We start from the raw sequence: 18,159 nt of genomic DNA on the forward strand, positions 1-18,159 counted from the left end.
TGGAATGGCTGCCTATTGAGCAGAGAAATAGCTGCAAGGCTAAGAGCTTAAGATTATGTATGATAACTGGACATCACTGTGCCGAAAATGATAACAACAAAAACAATATAGATGACAAGACCGATTGCCGCCCAAATGAGGCTGGCTTTGGCATAGTTCGATTTCGATGGGTTTTCCCCTTTGCTGAATGCCCACACGAATAACAAGATGATATTCACAATTGGGATGGCTAGCAGCAGGATCGTAATCATCCAATCCTTGACACTTAGTACAGGCGCATTCTGTTGTTCTGGCATCGAAAGATCAACTCCCTCTCAGTCATTTACCTTACTGTATTGCCAGAGGTCTCCATATATGACTGAAAGTTTACATAACTAACTTGGTTAAAGGTGAGGGGGGGGCTTGGACACTGCTGAAAGGCTGTTTTTCAGCGCTAACGTAGTGCCAATTGGAAAAAGTGCAGCTGAAACGTCGAAAAATCATCTTAAACGCTCCTTTATCCCCTCCGAAACGCTGCTTTCCAACGTCGTCACCCGCCGAATCCGCACCACATCCGCACCACGCCGCACACCTACCGCCGGTAGGTACGAAAAACAATATCCCGGTTATAGTTGCCAAAGCCTTCACCGTACAGCGTAAGCCCGCCGACATGCGCCGCATGCTCCGGCACTTCAAACCGCAATGTCCACTCGTTGCGGGACATGGGGATATCCTTGACCGTGACATCGGAGAGCCGCTGCCCGTCAAGGAAAGTGCCCTGCTCGGTGATCCGGATCACCTTCAACCAACCGTATTGGTTGATGGAGTCCGGCCACCAGCTGGGCGTGAAATGCCCGCGGCCCTGCCCCGAATCGCCGGGACTTGTCCAATAGCCGAGCAGGGTGCCGTTGACATAGAAATGGATGTCCGACGGCCAATTCTCGGCAATGCCCGGCGCTTCCGAGCCGAGCTCCAGCGAAATCTCAATCTCCTCCAGCGTCTGGCTGGGGAGCAAATAGTTCGGGACTCGGTATTCCACGAAGCCGCTTCCGAACCAGAGAATCTTCGCATGCATCCGCTCGGGCTCGAAGAAATAGCGCGGATCGTCGTATTGGCCGATGGCATGATCGGCCGTTGCGAGACCGCACGTAGGCTGGACTTCAAAGCGCGTGTAATGTCCGATAGGAATGGACACTTCATCGAACACGCGCTGGGGCTCGCTCTGCTGCGGCAGCTGAATCTCCACGCGCGATACGGCTAGCGTGCATATTTTATGCGTGCCGCCTTGCTTGCGAACCAATGCCGTGTGAATCAGGCCTCCGGCCTCCAGCTTCTTCACATGCATCGTCACAATGGCGCTGCTTAAGCCAAGTGTCTGGGCTAAATCCTTCACATTCATTTCTTGCACAGCAAGATGATCCAAAATTTGAAGCCGCACATCGCTTGCCAAAGCTTCATAGAGCGGCAGCCATTTGCGGTCTGTTGTCGCACGTATCATTAAACCAAACTCCTCATAGGTAAACTTCGAGTGATTCATATAAATATAAATATAAATCCAAAGCATGCGCAAAGAAAGGCTTGAAATCAAGCATTGATTATTGTTTAATAGAATCAATATCATAATATTTGTATTAACTGATTTATATTTTTATTAATTATACTACGAGGTGATGTCAATGTCTATGAAAGCAAGCATGATTGTCGACAAAGATTTTAAAATTGGAGAAGTAGATTCCCGTATTTACGGCTCGTTTATTGAACATTTGGGACGTGCTGTTTATGGGGGCATTTATGAACCGGGGCATCCGCAAGCCGATGAGCAGGGGTTTCGGGCGGACGTTTTGGAACTGGTCAAAGGACTGGATGTCCCGATCGTTCGTTACCCGGGCGGGAACTTTGTTTCCGGTTACAACTGGGAAGACGGGATTGGACCGCTGGATCAGCGCAAGAAAAGGCTGGATCTGGCATGGCGCACGATTGAGCCTAACATGGTTGGACTAAATGAATTCATGGATTGGTGCCGCAAAGCGAACACAGAGGCGATGATGGCGGTTAATCTAGGAACTCGCGGCCCCGAGGAGGCCAGAGACATTATTGAATATTCCAATATAAAAGGCGGTACGTACTGGAGCGATTTGCGGATTTCTCACGGGTACAAGGCGCCTCACAATATCAAAACATGGTGCTTAGGCAACGAAATGGACGGTCCATGGCAGATAGGCGCCAAAACCGCTGTTGAATACGGGCGTACAGCTTGCGAAACGGCCAAAGTGATGAAGTGGGTTGATCCAACGATTGAGCTTGTGGCATGTGGCAGTTCCAGTTTGACTATGCCGACGTTCCCGGATTGGGAAGCAACGGTGCTAGAACATACGTATGATCATGTCGATTATATTTCCCTGCATCAGTACTACGGCAATCGTGATAAAGACTCATCTAATTTCTTGGCGCAATCCATGGGAATGGATCGCTTTATCAATACCGTAATCTCAACTGCAGACTATGTTCAGGCCAAAAAACGTGGAAAGAAGAAAATCAATCTTTCCTTCGACGAATGGAACGTTTGGTATCACTCTAATGAAGCTGACCGCAAAATCGAACCTTGGTCGATCGCTCCTCCGCAGCTCGAAGATGTTTATAACCATGAGGATGCGCTCCTTGTAGGCTGTATGCTGATCTCGATGCTGAAGCGTGCGGATCGCGTGAAAATGGCTTGCTTGGCACAGCTCGTCAACGTTATTGCGCCAATTATGACGGCGAACGGCGGGGCAGCATGGAAGCAAACGATCTACTATCCGTACATGCACGCAAGCTTGTTCGGACGCGGAACGGTTCTTGTACCTCTGATTAAATCGCCTAAATACGACGCGAAGGATTACACGGACGTACCTTATTTGGAAGCTGTCGCGGTGCATAATGAAGAGAAGTCGGAAGTGACGATCTTCGCGGTGAACCGCCATCTATCAGATGCGCTTCCGCTTGAGCTGGATCTTCGGAGCTTTGACGCCTGCCAAGTTACCCAACATATCGTGTTGGAGAATGATGATCTGAAAGCCGCGAATACGATTGACGCCCATGATCGGGTGAAACCGCATAATGGCGGTAATGCAGCGGTGGATTCAAATGGACAAATTCAAGCAACGCTTGGCAAAGCCTCATGGAATGTTATTCGCTTGAAACTGGCTTAGGCTGATCAGTCAACAGCCGGCACTTAATAGACATGGTACGGAGCAAACTGCTTCTGCCATGTCTTTTAGTTGCTCATTTTCAGGCATTTTTTACATGATAACCGCAAAATAAATCGTCTCGGCCTATCACATACTATGCCCAAGCAGCCTGTAATCACTCATCCAGGCACTTTCGACTTCTTTATTTTACAGTCCGTGCTCTGGTATGATGGAGGGAAATATTTCTTTAAGGAGTTCCAGGATGAAAATAAGGCTGCTAATCATGATCATGATTGTTTTGACTTTAGGACTAACGGCTTGTGGAAATAATGGCAATAAGAAGCAAAATGACGCGCAAACGACGGCTGTGAATGCCGATCCCCAAAAGATTTACCAAAATTTTTGTATCTCTTGTCATGGTAATCAATTACAGGGCGGAGAGGGTCCGAACATTCAAAAAGTCGGGGAACGCTTAACGGAAGCCGAGATCATTAAGCGCATACAAAAGGGTGGTGGCGGGATGCCGCCGTTCCAAGTCGCCCTCAAAGAAGAGGAATTGAAAGCATTGGCAACTTGGCTCGCAGGTCTTAAATAGAGGGAATAGATGGATTTCCTAAGGTTCCTTTAAGGTTATCTACATATTTTCTTCACAATTGGGGTTTAGAATGGGGGCAAGAGGAGAGTGATGTAAGATGCACCCCAATTTGAAGCCCCGGAGCGATCTTCATAAGAAGCAGCAGAAGATTAGACCACAACGTCTGGGAGCGATGATTTCGCTAGTCCTGTTTTTAATCCTGTTACCTGTATTTTCAGTGGCCGGCATGGAGCTACTCGAGCGCGGTTCACTGCATGATACAATGAATTGGATATCTTCCAATCAATCGCTTTATATATTAAATGTAGGAATCACCTTCTGTTTGCTTGCTTTTATTTATGCTTTGGTGGGATCCTTGGCGATCTCAGGAGCGATTTCGACCTTACTGCTTGGCCTGATGGCATTAATTTCTTATATGAAGGTGACAATGATCGGGGAGCCGTTCTTCCCGTGGGATATTTTGCTCAATAAAGAAAGTATGGATATTGCTTCATTAGTTACGGGAAAAGCAGCCCTTGTACGAATCGGAGCCATAGCCGCCTCAATTATTATCGTACTTGCATTAAGATGGGTCTTACCGCGTACAAAGATATCTATTATCTCAAGAATTGGTTTAGGGCTATTCTCGCTCTATGCCTTATATGCTTTTGGGATCAAAACACCGCTAGCAGGCAAAATTCTGGATCATGTCGGCGTGAACGAAATCGTTTGGAATCAGCAAGAAAATTATGCGAGTAACGGAACAGCGCTAGCTTTTACGCTCAACGTCAAAAATTCCATCGTTCAAAAGCCGGATACCTACAGCAATGAGGCCATCGGGGCGGTTGCGACAACGATCGAGGAGAGCGCACAAAAAGCGCCTGCTTTGAAAAAAGCGTCAGTCGATCCGCTGCAAGGGAAAAAGCCGAATGTCATTTTTATTATGAGTGAGGCTTTCTGGGACCCAACATTGTTAACCAATGTGAAATTCAGTGAAGACCCGCTGCCAACCGTCCACCGTTTGCAAAAGGAATCGTCTTCCGGTTACCTGCTGTCTCCTCAATTTGGAGGAGGAACCAGCAATGTGGAATTCGAAGTATTGACAGGTAATTCCATGAGTTTCCTGCCTGGAGGCTCCATTCCTTACCAACAGTATGTAAGTAAGCCTGTTCCAAGCTTAGCGAGTTATTTTGCCGACCAGGGTTATAAAAGTATGGGAATTCACTCCTATGAAGGCTGGTTCTGGGACCGTAATTCCGTATACAAACAGCTTGGCTTTGAATCTTTTAAAAGCAGTGAGCATTTCGTGAATCCGGAAACGAAGGGTTACTTCATCTCGGATGCCGAAGTGTCGAGAAACATTATCGATGAAGTGGATAAAACCGCCGATCCTATGTTTATCTACACGGTTACGATGCAAAATCATGGTCCTTATGACGATCCGCGGTACGGAGAAAATCAATTTAAGGCGGAAGGCAATTTGACGCCGCAAGCCAAATCGATTTTGGAAACTTACGCCCAAGGCGCGCATGATGCGGATCAAAGTTTGCAAATGCTTATTGATCATTACAAAAATTCTGATGAACCTACGATGATCGTCTTCTATGGAGACCATCTGCCGATGCTTGGTCTTGATTATCAAGTGTATAAAGAAGCGGGTTTCATCTCTACAAGCAACGCTAATGACTGGTCATTGGAAGAAGTGAAGAAAATGCACAGCATTCCGCTGGTCACATGGTCTAACTTCGATATGCCGAAGCAGGATATTCCGCTGCTCAGCGATTCCTTCTTAGGTGCGCACGTGCTGGATATGCTGCATATGGAGAAACCGGCGAATTTCGCGCTGAATGCGGAACTGGCCGCCAAAGTACCAGGATTGCTGAGTAATCTGGTTGTGGACCAGGACCAAACATTGCATGCACAGGCACCTGAGTCCGTGAAACCACTTCTGGACGACTACAGGAACGTACAATATGATCTGCTTTTCGGTAAGCAATATTTAGCTTCTTACATTGATCATGACTATTTAACGAAGGCGTCGCAACCAAGCTATAACGCCGAGTTTGATGACCCTGAGACGAAACTTCGGGCAACAGGGGAAAGCAGTCCTCCTCCTGAGGCTAAGCCTGCGAGCGTTCAGTAAAGAAGCTGTTGTTTTTCACAGCAGCATGAGGAGCCGTTTGGCTCCTGCTACATAAGTTAGGATTGGTATGTACGCTGACAACAACGAAGGTTGCCTCGTTCTTCGTCACAATTAGAGCCTCGACACTAGTGAGAATCACTGGTGTTGGGGTTCTTTTTCGTTCAATAACGATGAGAGTCCAGACCATCGTGTACGCTGTAAAATAATCATTGCCATACCCAGGGGAATTTTGGTAATATGGAACTCCGTCTCTACGCTGCGGCTGCAGTAGGAATTCGTTTTTTTCGTATGAAAAAACATAGGAGGTGTTTTATGCTTTTCGCGGTTTTAGCCCGCAAGGCATACGCAAGGAATTTGCAGTATCGCGGTTCGCATCTGCTGCACAATGCAGTAAGCGCGGTGTTTGGCTTCATTTATGCGAGTATATGGACGGGGCTCGGGACCGATTCTTCGCTCGGCGATTACGGCGCCAAAGGGATCGTCGGGTACATCGCGTTTAACCAAGCCAGCCTATGGGTTACGCAGTTTATGACGAATGGACTGGGGCTCGAGCAGTCGGTGCGTACGGGTCAAATAGCCGTCGATCTCATGCGTCCTGTTCACTTGTTCTATCAGGCGATGAGCCGGGAATGGGGGCAGGTGTGGTATCAGTTTCTTTATAAATTTATCCCGATTTATGTCCTCTACTACTTCATTTTCTCCTTACAGCTTCCACAGAAAGCTTCGGTTTACGGTTGGACAGCGATCGCGCTGGTCTCGGCATCGTATATCTCCATTTGCATGAATTATCTGATTGGTGTTGCAGCTTTATGGACTACGGAATCCCGTTGGTTTTACTGGGTGAATTACTCGTTCAGCATGCTGCTTTCGGGCTTTTTCATTCCTCTCGAATGGCTTCCGGGCTGGCTTCGCACCATTAGCTTTTATACTCCTTATCCGTATTTACTCTACTATCCGACTCGTATTTATTTGCAGCTTGAAAAAGGCACGGTCGTGCTCGGAGCTCTCGCATGGAGCATCGGGTTTACTTGTGTCTGTCTGGCCGTTACGCATTGGGTGCGCAAAAAGCTGGAGGTGCAGGGCGGATGATGTCAGTTAAGCTCTACATGCTGCTGATCAAGGCGAGCTTGCGCAGCCGGATGCAGTATAAGTTCAATTTCCTGTTTTCAACGGCGATGGCATCCTGTGTACATATCTCCGAATTTCTCATGGTGGCGCTGGTCATGATGCGTTTTGGCAATATCATGGGCTGGACGCTGTATGAAGTGTGCTATTTATACGGAGTCATCATGATCGCCAAAGCGATTTACCGAACGCTGGCTTCCGATGTGCATCATCTCGAAAAATATCTCGTATCCGGCGATCTGGATGCGCTTCTGATACGTCCCGTTCCGGTGCTGCTGGCGCTGATGACACAAAACTCGCGCGTGCTCTTCGCCGAAATCGGTCAGGGGCTCGTTCTGCTCGCCATTGCGATGAAAGCTTTGATGGCATCCGGTCAAATCGGTTGGACAGCCGTTCCGTTAACGGCGTTAATCATTTGCACCGGAGCGGTTATTTTATTCGCTATCGGGCTCGCTACAGCGGCCGCGGGGTTTTGGCTGACGCGCATTGAATATTTGCAAAACATGACCGAAGACGCCACCCATACGGCGGCACGCTACCCGCTTTCCCTGTATCCCAAATGGCTGCAAGGCGCACTGATGGTGCTCGTGCCGGTAGCCTTCGTGAATTACATACCGGCCTTATACATATTAAGACATCAGGGCGGGATTTGGATGCTGCTTGGAACAGCGGGTGTTGCTTGTGCTGCGCTTTGGCTGGCTATGCGGTTTTGGAAGCTGGGCTTATCCCGTTATCAAAGCACAGGGAGTTAAGATCATTAATCACCTTAAATACAAGGAGGGAAGGGATCGACATGATTACCGTCACGAATTTGCGAAAAACATTTCACACTCCGCTCGTCCAAGAAGGCCGGTTTTCCGGTATCCGCACCTTGTTTTCACGGGCATATAAAGAGAAAGAAGCGGTACGAGATCTAAGCTTTGAGATTGAATCCGGCGAGTTCGTCGGGTATATTGGACCTAATGGTGCGGGAAAATCAACGACAATCAAGATGCTGACCGGCATCCTTCACCCTACCTCGGGTGAGGTACTGATCCATGGCTTAAGCCCGCAAAAGCACCGAAGGCGCGTCGTGGGCAAGCTTGGCGTCGTGTTCGGACAGCGCAGCCAGCTGTGGTGGGATTTGCCGGTGAAGGATTCCTATGAGATATTAACAGCCATGTATCGCGTGGAAGAGAGTGTCTCTCGCCGCAGATTAGGTGAGCTGAATGAGCTCCTTGAGCTCAAAGAGCTGATGGATATGCCTGTGCGGAAGCTGTCGTTGGGTCAGCGGATGCGGGCCGATTTGGCGGCTTCCATGCTGCATGACCCGGACATCTTGTTCCTGGATGAGCCTACCATCGGGTTGGACGTGGTAGCGAAGAAGAACATTCGCAGCTTTCTGCAAACGTTAAATCAAGATTTCGGCAAAACGATTTTGCTAACGACACATGATATGGATGATATTGAGCAGCTATGTAAAAGGGTGATCGTCATCAATCACGGTCAGATCGGATATGACGGCTCGATTGATACGTTAAGGGACCGAATCGGTTTACCTACCATGATGAAAATTACGTATCGCAGCGATGTTAACGTGCCGGAGAGCTGGGAGCTGCCGTTTCACGTGGTTGAACAGGAGTCGAACGTTCTCACGATTGCCTGCAACCGCAAAGAGCTGAAGGCAATGGACGTACTGCGTATCGTTAGTCTCTGGGGCGATATGGATGATGTACATATGGAAGAGCCTGAGTTTGAAGAGGTTATTCACGGGGTATATAAGTAGGCAGGAGGGAGAATAAATGGCAATTGAACAAGAAGAACGGGAGCGGGAGGCGCAGCGCGTCTCCTCAGTACGGACTCAAATTAAGGAGCGAATTATCGACCTAGGGGAGACGGTGGATCAGCGCCGTACGGAAGTAACCGCGATCGGCCGCAGCTTCTGGGATGACATCTCCGTCAACGCGGACAACGCAGACGACGTGATCGAGACAGCGGCGAGTATGGCCCAGCAGGAGCATGTCCTGCAGGGTCAGAAGCGCAGTTTCCAGGTGGCGCAGGATGCGCTGTACAAGCTCCAGCGCGTCGTCGATGCGCCGTATTTCAGCCGCATTGATTTTCAAGAGCGCGGTGAGTATGAGCGTGAGAAAATCTACATCGGTCTTACTTCTTTTATCGATGCGAAGACGGATGAAATTCTTATCTATGACTGGCGTGCACCGATTGCCAGCTTGTTTTATGACTACCCGCCGGGGCCGGCGACGTACCGCACACCGGAGATGGATGTCAGCGGCGAGCTGCTGCTCAAGCGCCAGTACATCATTAAAGCCGGCGAACTGCAGGATGTGTTCGATACCGGGATCACCATCGGCGACGAGATGCTGCAGAAGATGCTCAGCCGCAGCGCCGACGAGAAAATGCACAGCATTGTGACGACGATTCAGCGCGAGCAGAACCAGATCATCCGCGATGACCGGCACAAGGTGCTTGTCGTCCAGGGGGCAGCAGGCAGCGGCAAAACTTCGGTCGCGCTGCAGCGCATCGCGTATTTGCTTTATAAATATCGGACGACGCTTAGCGCTGATAATATGATTCTGTTCTCGCCGAACTCGCTGTTTAGCGATTACGTTTCGCACGTTCTTCCGGAGCTGGGCGAAGCTAGCATGCAGCAAACGACCTTTCAAGATTATTTAACCCATAAATTAAGCGACACCGGGCTTGCACTCGAAGATCCGTACGACCAGCTCGAATTCATTCTTACCGGAACAGAGCAAGATCCCGCGTACAAAGCCCGTCTGCAAAGCATTCCGTACAAAACGTCGGCAGCCTTCCTCAATGTCATCGAGGCCTATGGGGAAAAGCTGAAGCATGACGGCATCCGTTTCCTTGATCTGTCAGTAGGAAAGAAAGTGCTGATAACCGCGGAGGAGCTGAGCGAACGCTTCTATGGCAAAGCTTCGATTCTTGCGCTCGGTGAACGTATGGAGCAATTGTCCGAGTGGATGCTGGAGAAGCTGGATGTGATTCAAGCGGATGCCCAGAAACGGTTTTATCGCAAAATGGTGCGGGAACCCAAATATATGGGCACGGAGCCCGAGATGAAGAAGATGAGCAAAATCAAGGCGCATAAAGCCATTGCTCCGCTTAAGGAGAAGGCGCGTAACCTTGCTTATGTCGACGTGCTCGGGATGTACCGCGAACTCTACACGGACAGAGAGCTGCATCAAGAGTTGATTGCGCAGGCTGGCCAGCAGCTTCCCGATGCTTGGGAGAGCATCAGCGCCTTCACGGCGACTGCGCTCGAGCAAGGAATCCTGCACTACGAGGACGCGACGCCGCTTGTATATTTGAAGGGCTTAGTCGAGGGGCAACTTCGTGTAGGGACGATACGCTACTGCCTGGTAGATGAGGCGCAGGACTACTCGCCGTTCCATTACGCGTATCTCAAGAAGCTGTTCCCTCGCGCCCGGTTTACCCTGCTCGGGGATTGGAATCAGGGAATTTTCACGCATGCGAACGCGGCTAGCGAGGATGGCGCAGGGCCTAAGAACGAGTACAGCTCGATCAGCGAGCTGATGAAAGAGGAGGAGACGGAGACGATCCGTCTCGTGAAGAGTTACCGCTCGACGCGCGAAATCGTCCTGTTCGCCAGCCGTGTGCTGCCGTTCGGCGAGCCGATCGAGCCGTTCAGCCGCAGCGGCGAAGAACCGCGCCTGCTGCGCGCCGCGAACGAGACCGAGCTGCGCCGCCTGGTCGCGGACGCGGCGCTGACTCGCCAAAGCGGCGGCGCAAGCTCCGTCGCGATCCTGTGCAAGACCGCGCGCGAGACGGAAGCCGCGCACGCAGCGTTGAAGCCGCTGCTGCCCGGCCTCACGCGGATCACGAAGGAGACGCTGCACTATGAGGCAGGCGTCATGATCATGCCGGCGTACCTCGCCAAAGGGCTCGAGTTCGACGCCGTGATTCTCTACGATGCCGGGGAGGCAGTCTATGCGGAGGCGAAGGAGCGCAAGCTGTTTTACACGGCGTGCACCCGCGCGTTGCATCACCTTGATGTTTGCTATTTAGGTGAATTGACACCTTTTCTCCCGTAAAGCTAGACATACGTCCATACCCATCCGCCCTGCCCGACATAGGATACATCAAGTCACAAAGAGACCAATGTTTCAGCAGGCAGGGAGGAGGAAGTCGTCATGTCAGGAGCCGCATACTCTAGCGCAGCGCTCGTTCTGGTTCTTTATATTTTGTTGGTTATCATTCTTGCAACTTTCTACTAAGAAGCCAGGATGAAGAAACCGCCTCTCGATGGAGCGAGAGGCGGTTTTTGTTTTGCATAATTCCACCTGGATTGGAAACCTTAACAAATAAAAGTTTCCACCTAATACCAAAGTGGGAGAACACGCTATGTCTGCACTCTATAGGAAAGTTACTGCGCTTCAGCTGTATTACGTCATCATTATTTCAATCGCAATTACGAATCATGTGCTTTTAATCCCTGTGCTGCTGCATTACGGCAAACGCGACTCCTGGGTGGGTGCGGGCCTGTCTGTCCTGCCTACCTTATTGTCGGTATGCTTCATGTTTATTGTTATCAGACGCTCTAAGCAGCAGAATTTACTGCTATGGATGGGACAGAGATACGGGAAGTTCGTTGTATTCCTTCTAAAAGTGGTTGTCATTGGCATCGCCATGACGCATGCGACCATTACCATGCAAGATATGGTGACATGGACGCACATCTCCTATTTGCCCCGGACCCCTCCGATTATGATCTCTTTGGCATTTATGATATTTTGCTTTTTTGCCGCTCGTGAAGGGATGCGGGCTATCGCAATAACCTCGGGTATTTTGCTCCCCGTGGTTGTTCTGCTGGGCTATTTTGTGATGGGTGCAAATTTTCAATACAAAGACTACAGCTTGCTTACGCCCTTATTTACCCACGGGTATGCCCCTGCGCTGAAATCGATGTACTTAACCAGTGGTTCTTCCTTCGAGCTACTAAGCATCGTTTTTCTGCAGCATCACGTGGATACCCGCATTCGACTGCCCGCTTTACTTATCGTAGGTGCCTGTTTAGTTGGTCTTACCGTGGGGCCCTTAATTGGGGCAATTGCGATCTTCGGACCGTTTGAAGCTGATGAATTGAGGTATCCAGCCTTTGAACAATGGCGTATGGTGACACTGGGGAAATATATTTCCCATCTGGATTTCTTATCGATTTTCCAGTGGATATCGGGTGCGTGCATCCGCATGTCCATGCTGATGTTTCTTTCCATTGACGTGCTGATGCTCAAAAAGAAACGTACCCGAACGGTGCTTTTAATCGTGTTGAGTGGATTTTTCGTTTCGATGTGCTTACTGCCGATTACGGACAATCAGATGGTGCATTTTATCCAAGCCTGGTATTACCCCATGATGTTTGTTACCGGTGTAAGTCTGCTCTTTGTTCTGCTTGTGCTGACCATCCTGCCAGTGAGGCGAAAGGAGAAGGTGATGAAGTGAATGAGCATGAATTGCGGGAATGGTTCGCTTCCTCGGACGATGTCATCATCAAGATTTACCCGCTATCTGAGGTAGATCCTGGTCAAAAGGTCATGATGATGTACTGCGACGGAATGATCAATAAGGACCATATCGAAGAACGTGTGCTTCCTAAGCTCCAGCGTATCATCACTCATAAGCAGGATAGGGACATGTCCGAGCTTGATCTTCCTACAATGCTGCAAATGCAAGAATTGACCGGACCTGACGCCATAGGTACAATGACGGTCAATTTGTATGCAGGGTTCCTTATTGTGTTCTTTGAAGAGCAGCAGCGGCTCTTTGGACTCGATCTTTCCAATCCGCCCAATCGCTCACCTGAAGAATCCAATACGGAAACCTCTATCAAAGGCCCCAGGGACGGGTTCACGGAAAGCATCGTAACCAATATTGCGTTGATCCGTAAAAGGTTGTTAACCCGCAGCCTTTGTTGTGAAAAGATGCAAATCGGCAAGCGAAGCCATACCTCGGTAGCTCTCATGTATATCGATGACGTCATCGATTCGGATATCCTTCAGGATGCCAGGCGCCGGTTGCAGAACATTGATGTGGACGCATTAATTTCCAGCGCGCAGTTGGAGGAAATGCTAACAGAGCAAAAATACAATTTCTTTCCCCTGCTGGATTATGCGGGAAGGCCTGATTACGTAGCCGATAGCTTGCTCCGTGGGCGCTTCGCTGTCATCGTGGACGGCTCACCAATGGCGCTAATCGCCCCTGCGAATCTTATGTATATTTTAAAATCACCGGAAGATGTGCACACTCCCTTTTATTATGTAGCGTTCGAACGTGTGCTTCGTTTGGGAGGACTGGTCGTTGCTACGCTTCTTCCCGGTTTCTGGATTTCGCTTTCGGCCTTTAATCTCGATCAAATTCCGTTTCCGTTAGTTGCTACCATCTCTTCCTCCAGACTAGGATTGCCGTTATCGGGTCCAATGGATTTTATTATTATGCTGCTCCTGTTCGAACTATTTCGTGAGGCGGGAGCCAGGCTGCCTAAAGTCGTAGGGCAAACCGTCACCGTTGTCGGCGGGCTGATTGTTGGGGATGCGGCGATTCGTTCTGGCATTACCAGCCCGACGACCCTTGTCATAACCTCGATATCAACCATAGCCATGTACACCCTCGTGAACCAGACACTTGCCGGGACGATTACGCTTTTGCGGATGCTTATCCTGCTGGAATCGACGATTTTTGGGATCTATGGGTTCATGGTGTCGCTGATCGGGCTTGTTTTATACATGTCGACCTTAGAGTCATTCGGTGTTCCGTACTTGTCGCCCTTGTCGCCGCCGCGCTTTAAGGAAATGATTCCTGCGATTTTCACCAAGCCTTTCAGCAGTATGAAGAGCAGGCCTAAGATGTTAAGCACGAAGGATGATACACGTCAGAGTGAGGATCCTCAATGATCATGAAGCGATTAGGACGGATGATGGTCGGGGTGCTGATTCTCGTCAGTCAGACAGGCTGCTGGGATATCAAAACGATCCAAGACACGAACTACTTTACAGCTATAGGCTTTGATTTCCAAAAAGGGCGTTATATCGTCTATGCGCAGATGTTGGATTTCAGCTCCGTCGCGAAACAGGAGGGGGGCAAAGCCGGGCAACCGCCTCAGATTTGGGTAGGCCGAGAAGAAGGAGCCACGGTGAATGAAGCGTTCAATCGCTTGTACAAAACGACGCAGCAGCGCGTTTTTTGGGGGCATGTCAGCGCTTATTTGTTCTCCAGGGAGGCGCTAAAGCAAGGGATTAGTAAATTTATGGACGGGTCCGTTCGATACAGTGAAACGAGATTTACCCAATGGATCTATAGTACAGATGAGTCAATCGAAGCCATTTTCTCGGTTGTTCCATTTTTCAATGTCTCCCCTATGGCTTCCATATTGATGAATCCTATTGAGAATTATCACCAACTCTCCTTTATACGTCCATTCCGATTGTACAGGGCTGCCGCATTGCTTCGTGAACCTGGCTATACCTTGATGATGCCAACTTTGAGCATTCGAGACGATGCGTGGAAGAAAAATCAGAAGCCTGATCCTAAATTAGAAGTTAACGGTGTTTATGCTTTAGGCAAAAATAATCTGGTCGAATGGTTTTCAGATGATCAGTTTAAGGGAGACCGGTGGATGGAGAAAAGTACCGCTCGTTCGCCGTTAGTCGTCTATATCAACGGGAAGCCCGTTCGAACCGTTTCAATTCAAAGACCGAAACCCCGCATTACGCTGCGCAAGGGCGGTAATCTGATTTTTGATGTTCATGTGAAATGCAAGGCGATCACGATTGAATCTCAGGAGACAGTAGATGAGGACTCCATACGAAAACAAATTGAAAAGCAGATCGCACAAGAAATCGAGGAAACGTTCAAACAGGGCAAAAATCGAGGCGTTGATATGTATCAGCTGGAGCATATCTTATACAGGCAGGATTTCAAGCAGTGGGCCAACCTGACCTCGAACGGCAAGCAGCCGCTTGAAGGGTATCAGTTAGGGGATGTGCAAGTGGACGCTCGACTCACGCATTCCGGCATGCTGAGAGAGCGGGTACACGAGCAGCAGTACTGATAATAGCCAACTATGGTCCGTGCAGGCGGGTGCAACAGGTGGGGGGAGCGATGCTTGCCCCCTTTTTGCTATGGCCGCGGCATGGGTCCGGTTGTCGATGGGGAACTATGAGCCGCTATTTGACCAGAATTGCGCCATTTGGTGAAGGTAGGGGAACTCTGTTCCTCTATTTTCCGTTTTTGGTTCAAAAACTCGGCCAGATGGGCAAATAAGGACCTGTAGTTCCGCGTAGCTGGTGAAACCAGTTGATTTGGCTTAAATAGAGGACTCCAGTTCTCTTATGTGAGGAGGTGGGCTGATCCCATGGGAAGACAGTGGGGCGAACCAACAAGTTTATCCAGTCACTCCAATCGCCCGCCGCCATGGTCCGCCCCCAGTCACTCCAACCACCCACCGATATCGTCCGTATGCAAGTCACTCCAACCGCCCACCGTCACCGTCCGCCCGCAAGTCACTCCACAAGTTTAGAAATATTTAAGAATTGTTTTAGGCTAGGTTAATAGGTGTTTTAGCGGCAATTAAGATCGGAGGGATAAGATGTATACATGGAAGCGGGGAACGCATCCAAATTAGATAAAGCGTTAGAAGACGCGGAGGCCAAGAGGGATGAATAAGAAGTTAGCGATGATAGGATTAGGCGTGGCGGTAGGCAGCATGATGCTGGTAACATCGGTATATGCAGGCGTAGGCGATGCACCAGGATATGAGACCTTCAAATCAGCTGTGAAACAAACCGCGGCGGTGCACAACGTTACACGTCAAGTGAACGTGACGCTGCAGGACAACGGAGCACAATTGTTGAACGTGAAATCGACGATTAAAAGCAATGGTGAAAATCATGCCGGAAGCGCAGAAGTGACCGTGAAGAGCGGCGCAGACGAACAAACTATTCATTTCTACAACCAAGACGGCAAGCAAATTATAAAAACAGCCGACTCCGATGTTTACAAAGTATTGGAAGATAGCGGCATGGGCGGCAAGTTCAAAGAGCGCGAAGGCGCTGCGCATACGCCAGACCCGCAAGTCGTTAGCGAAGTGGAAAATGTGGTCGACGCTCTCGTCGGCAACCTCAAAAACTATGTCACCATGGATGAAGCCGCAGGCAATGTGAAGGAGATTCATTTTAAATTGTCAGGCAGCCAAATTTCTCCGGTTGTGAACACAATCGGCTCCCTAGCCATTAAGCACGGCACACTCGAGAAGAGCCACAGTCCGCTGCCGTCCAAGGCAGATACGTTTGGTGTCGATGTGACGACACTCAAGAACAGTCTTCCCCAGCTAACCTCTGACATCAAAATGGATGAAGTAGAAGTGAACGCCAGCGTGGATAGCGATAACCACATCACCAACCAGACCGCGCAAATTCATATTTCCGGGAAAGATGCACAAGGTACAGCCCATGACGTAGTGCTGAGCGTGGATATGACGCTGTCAAGCCTGAACTCGACAACACCGGATACGGTAGATTTGACAGGAAAGCAGCTGGAAACCGTGAAGTTTGACCCAGAGAAGTCCCATAGAAACTGGGGCGACAAGCACTAATCAAAGCGGAGGAGGCGGGGGAAACCACTGACCTCCTTATTCCCTTGAAAGGCGGCTAATGTATGAATCCAGTCGTAGAAATCAAGCGTCTTACGAAAATTTATAATAACTTACGCGGCATCCATGAGGTGAATATGACGGTACAGCAAGGCGATATTTACGGGTTCTTCGGACCGAACGGCGCCGGCAAAACGACCGTCATGAAAATCATGACCGGCCTAACCAGAGCGCAGCAAGGAGAAGTGAAGTTGTTCGGTCATGATGTATCCACGCATTATGAGCAGGCGATGGCGAAGGTCGGCGTGCTGATTGAAACGGCTGAAGCGTACACCTATATGAGCGGTAGGAGAAATCTAGAGTTGGCGGCGAGATTTTACCCGGGTACTGACAAGAAGCGCTTAGATGAAGTACTGGAAATCGTCGGACTTACCCCTTTTCAGAAGGAAAAGGTAGCGGGTTACTCGCTTGGCATGAAGCAGCGGCTAGGACTCGCGGCGGCGATGCTGTCGAAGCCGGAGCTGCTCATCCTGGATGAGCCGACGAACGGCCTCGATATCGAGGGGATGGTTCAGATCCGTGAGATCATTATGCATCTGGCGCGCGAAGAACGCATCACCTTCCTGATATCCAGCCACCTCATTCATGAAATGGAGCTAATGTGCAACCGCATGGGGATCATCCATCAAGGCCGCCTTGTCCGTGAGGGACTTGTATCGGAAATTGCCAGAGGCAGCGCGACGCTAGAAGAAGCGTACCTGCGCGAAATTCAAGAAGTAAGGAGGCTTGCTGCGAATGCATAGCCTAACAGCCAACGTCTGGAACGAAACAATCAAAATGACATCCAAGAAGAAAACGATCTTCTTCCTTGCCGCCACCCTGCTGCTTCCCGTAGTCGCAGGTCTGCTGTTGTCGCAATTCCAAAGCGGCATTGGCATCGGAGCAATTGCTTCGCAAGATTTTCCCATCATTATGCTGGGTCTGCTCACGAGTATCTTCCTGCCGTTATTCGTTTTCACGGGCGCTGCGGACGTATTCTCCGGTGAAATGGGAGACCGCACAATGAAGAATACGCTGACACGGCCCATCACGCGTTTCAAGGTGTTCGCCTCCAAGCAAATTGCACTCGGCATTTTTATTGTGCTGTATTTAGCAGCGGGTTTGCTGGCTTCCATCATTTCGGCGTTGTTTTTCCAGCACTTCGGAGGCTTCGGGACCATCGTATCCTGGTTCCTCGCGTATGGTGCGGCGTTTCTGCCGCTGCTTGTGCTCAGTATTGCCGCTGTATGTCTGGCGCAGTTTTTCTCCAACGCTTCCTCCGCATTGACGGTAAGCATACTTCTCTATTTGGCATTTAAAGTAGCAGCCTTCTTTATCCCGCAAATTGCAACATATTCGCCTACGGCCTACACGGACTGGCATATGCTTTGGATAGGCAGCGGAATGGCGGTCGGTAAGGTGAGCAGTATCTTTATGTTTTTGACAGCGTGTAGTATATTGTTTTTTACAGCAGGATTTTATTTGTTTGATAAAAAGGAGATCTGAC

15 protein-coding genes are annotated in these 18,159 nt (G+C 49.6%); 13 read left to right on the forward strand and 2 right to left on the reverse strand.

From position 1 onward, the window contains the following. Positions 1 to 53: 53 nt before the first annotated feature. Positions 54 to 296, reverse strand: coding sequence for a hypothetical protein (locus J2Z65_RS20975; RefSeq protein ID WP_167051720.1), 243 nt, complete (start codon positions 294 to 296; stop codon positions 54 to 56). Positions 297 to 571: 275 nt separating this feature from the next. Then, on the reverse strand, positions 572 to 1,477 hold the full coding sequence (locus tag J2Z65_RS20980) for an ArsR/SmtB family transcription factor (protein WP_167051722.1): 906 nt from the start codon (positions 1,475 to 1,477) through the stop codon (positions 572 to 574). A gap of 178 nt (positions 1,478 to 1,655) precedes the next feature. Between J2Z65_RS20980 and arfA the strand changes: the two genes are divergently transcribed. The 13 genes from arfA (at position 1,656) to J2Z65_RS21045 (ending at position 18,158) form a co-directional block, all read left to right on the forward strand. Further along, the gene (gene arfA, locus J2Z65_RS20985; RefSeq protein WP_193580731.1) at positions 1,656 to 3,167 is read left to right on the forward strand and encodes an arabinosylfuranosidase ArfA; all 1,512 of its coding nucleotides are present in this window, start codon (positions 1,656 to 1,658) and stop codon (positions 3,165 to 3,167) included. 241 nt (positions 3,168 to 3,408) lie between these two features. Next, positions 3,409 to 3,741 carry a c-type cytochrome gene (locus J2Z65_RS20990; protein WP_167051726.1) on the forward strand — a complete coding sequence of 111 codons (333 nt, stop codon included), beginning with the start codon at positions 3,409 to 3,411 and terminating at the stop codon, positions 3,739 to 3,741. Between the two features lie 97 nt (positions 3,742 to 3,838). Next, positions 3,839 to 5,863 (forward strand): LTA synthase family protein, encoded by a 2,025-nt coding sequence (locus tag J2Z65_RS20995; protein WP_167051728.1) that lies wholly within the window; start codon positions 3,839 to 3,841, stop codon positions 5,861 to 5,863. Between the two features lie 312 nt (positions 5,864 to 6,175). Further along, positions 6,176 to 6,952 carry an ABC transporter permease gene (locus tag J2Z65_RS21000; RefSeq protein WP_167051730.1) on the forward strand — a complete coding sequence of 259 codons (777 nt, stop codon included), beginning with the start codon at positions 6,176 to 6,178 and terminating at the stop codon, positions 6,950 to 6,952. Next, a complete protein-coding gene (locus J2Z65_RS21005) occupies positions 6,949 to 7,740 on the forward strand; it encodes an ABC transporter permease (protein WP_193580732.1) in 792 nt (263 codons plus the stop codon). Before J2Z65_RS21000 ends, J2Z65_RS21005 begins: the two co-directional genes overlap by 4 nt. Positions 7,741 to 7,781: 41 nt before the next feature. Then, complete coding sequence (locus J2Z65_RS21010; RefSeq protein WP_167051732.1) at positions 7,782 to 8,753, forward strand: ABC transporter ATP-binding protein; 972 nt, start codon at positions 7,782 to 7,784, stop codon at positions 8,751 to 8,753. Between the two features lie 16 nt (positions 8,754 to 8,769). Further along, positions 8,770 to 11,061 carry an RNA polymerase recycling motor HelD gene (gene helD / locus J2Z65_RS21015; RefSeq protein WP_167051734.1) on the forward strand — a complete coding sequence of 764 codons (2,292 nt, stop codon included), beginning with the start codon at positions 8,770 to 8,772 and terminating at the stop codon, positions 11,059 to 11,061. Positions 11,062 to 11,371: 310 nt separating this feature from the next. Next, complete coding sequence (locus J2Z65_RS21020; protein ID WP_167051736.1) at positions 11,372 to 12,469, forward strand: endospore germination permease; 1,098 nt, start codon at positions 11,372 to 11,374, stop codon at positions 12,467 to 12,469. Beyond that, positions 12,466 to 13,917 carry a spore germination protein gene (locus J2Z65_RS21025; RefSeq protein WP_338111534.1) on the forward strand — a complete coding sequence of 484 codons (1,452 nt, stop codon included), beginning with the start codon at positions 12,466 to 12,468 and terminating at the stop codon, positions 13,915 to 13,917. Before J2Z65_RS21020 ends, J2Z65_RS21025 begins: the two co-directional genes overlap by 4 nt. Next, on the forward strand, positions 13,914 to 15,074 hold the full coding sequence (locus J2Z65_RS21030; RefSeq protein ID WP_167051738.1) for a Ger(x)C family spore germination protein: 1,161 nt from the start codon (positions 13,914 to 13,916) through the stop codon (positions 15,072 to 15,074). The genes J2Z65_RS21025 and J2Z65_RS21030 overlap by 4 nt, the downstream gene beginning before the upstream one ends. A 606-nt stretch (positions 15,075 to 15,680) precedes the next feature. Beyond that, positions 15,681 to 16,616, forward strand: a complete 936-nt coding sequence (locus tag J2Z65_RS21035) for a hypothetical protein (RefSeq protein ID WP_167051741.1) — start codon at positions 15,681 to 15,683, stop codon at positions 16,614 to 16,616. A 62-nt stretch (positions 16,617 to 16,678) separates the two neighbouring features. Further along, entirely contained in the window at positions 16,679 to 17,416 is a 738-nt protein-coding gene (locus J2Z65_RS21040) for an ABC transporter ATP-binding protein (protein ID WP_167051743.1), read from the forward strand. Continuing rightward, entirely contained in the window at positions 17,409 to 18,158 is a 750-nt protein-coding gene (locus tag J2Z65_RS21045) for an ABC transporter permease (RefSeq protein ID WP_167051745.1), read from the forward strand. The genes J2Z65_RS21040 and J2Z65_RS21045 overlap by 8 nt, the downstream gene beginning before the upstream one ends. The last annotated feature ends 1 nt before the right edge of the window (position 18,159 follow it).

The organism is Paenibacillus aceris (assembly GCF_017874035.1).
Taxonomy (GTDB): Bacteria; Bacillota; Bacilli; order Paenibacillales; family NBRC-103111; genus Paenibacillus_E; species Paenibacillus_E aceris.

Excerpts from the sequence above, each read along its gene's own strand:
- J2Z65_RS20975 (WP_167051720.1), bottom strand. The coding sequence starts at position 296 with ATGCCAGAACAACAGAATGCGCCTGTACTAAGTGTCAAGGATTGGATG.
- J2Z65_RS20980 (WP_167051722.1), bottom strand. The coding sequence starts at position 1,477 with ATGATACGTGCGACAACAGACCGCAAATGGCTGCCGCTCTATGAAGCT.
- arfA (WP_193580731.1), top strand. The coding sequence starts at position 1,656 with ATGTCTATGAAAGCAAGCATGATTGTCGACAAAGATTTTAAAATTGGA.
- J2Z65_RS20990 (WP_167051726.1), top strand. The coding sequence starts at position 3,409 with ATGAAAATAAGGCTGCTAATCATGATCATGATTGTTTTGACTTTAGGA.
- J2Z65_RS20995 (WP_167051728.1), top strand. The coding sequence starts at position 3,839 with ATGCACCCCAATTTGAAGCCCCGGAGCGATCTTCATAAGAAGCAGCAG.
- J2Z65_RS21000 (WP_167051730.1), top strand. The coding sequence starts at position 6,176 with ATGCTTTTCGCGGTTTTAGCCCGCAAGGCATACGCAAGGAATTTGCAG.
- J2Z65_RS21005 (WP_193580732.1), top strand. The coding sequence starts at position 6,949 with ATGATGTCAGTTAAGCTCTACATGCTGCTGATCAAGGCGAGCTTGCGC.
- J2Z65_RS21010 (WP_167051732.1), top strand. The coding sequence starts at position 7,782 with ATGATTACCGTCACGAATTTGCGAAAAACATTTCACACTCCGCTCGTC.
- helD (WP_167051734.1), top strand. The coding sequence starts at position 8,770 with ATGGCAATTGAACAAGAAGAACGGGAGCGGGAGGCGCAGCGCGTCTCC.
- J2Z65_RS21020 (WP_167051736.1), top strand. The coding sequence starts at position 11,372 with ATGTCTGCACTCTATAGGAAAGTTACTGCGCTTCAGCTGTATTACGTC.
- J2Z65_RS21030 (WP_167051738.1), top strand. The coding sequence starts at position 13,914 with ATGATCATGAAGCGATTAGGACGGATGATGGTCGGGGTGCTGATTCTC.
- J2Z65_RS21035 (WP_167051741.1), top strand. The coding sequence starts at position 15,681 with ATGAATAAGAAGTTAGCGATGATAGGATTAGGCGTGGCGGTAGGCAGC.
- J2Z65_RS21040 (WP_167051743.1), top strand. The coding sequence starts at position 16,679 with ATGAATCCAGTCGTAGAAATCAAGCGTCTTACGAAAATTTATAATAAC.
- J2Z65_RS21045 (WP_167051745.1), top strand. The coding sequence starts at position 17,409 with ATGCATAGCCTAACAGCCAACGTCTGGAACGAAACAATCAAAATGACA.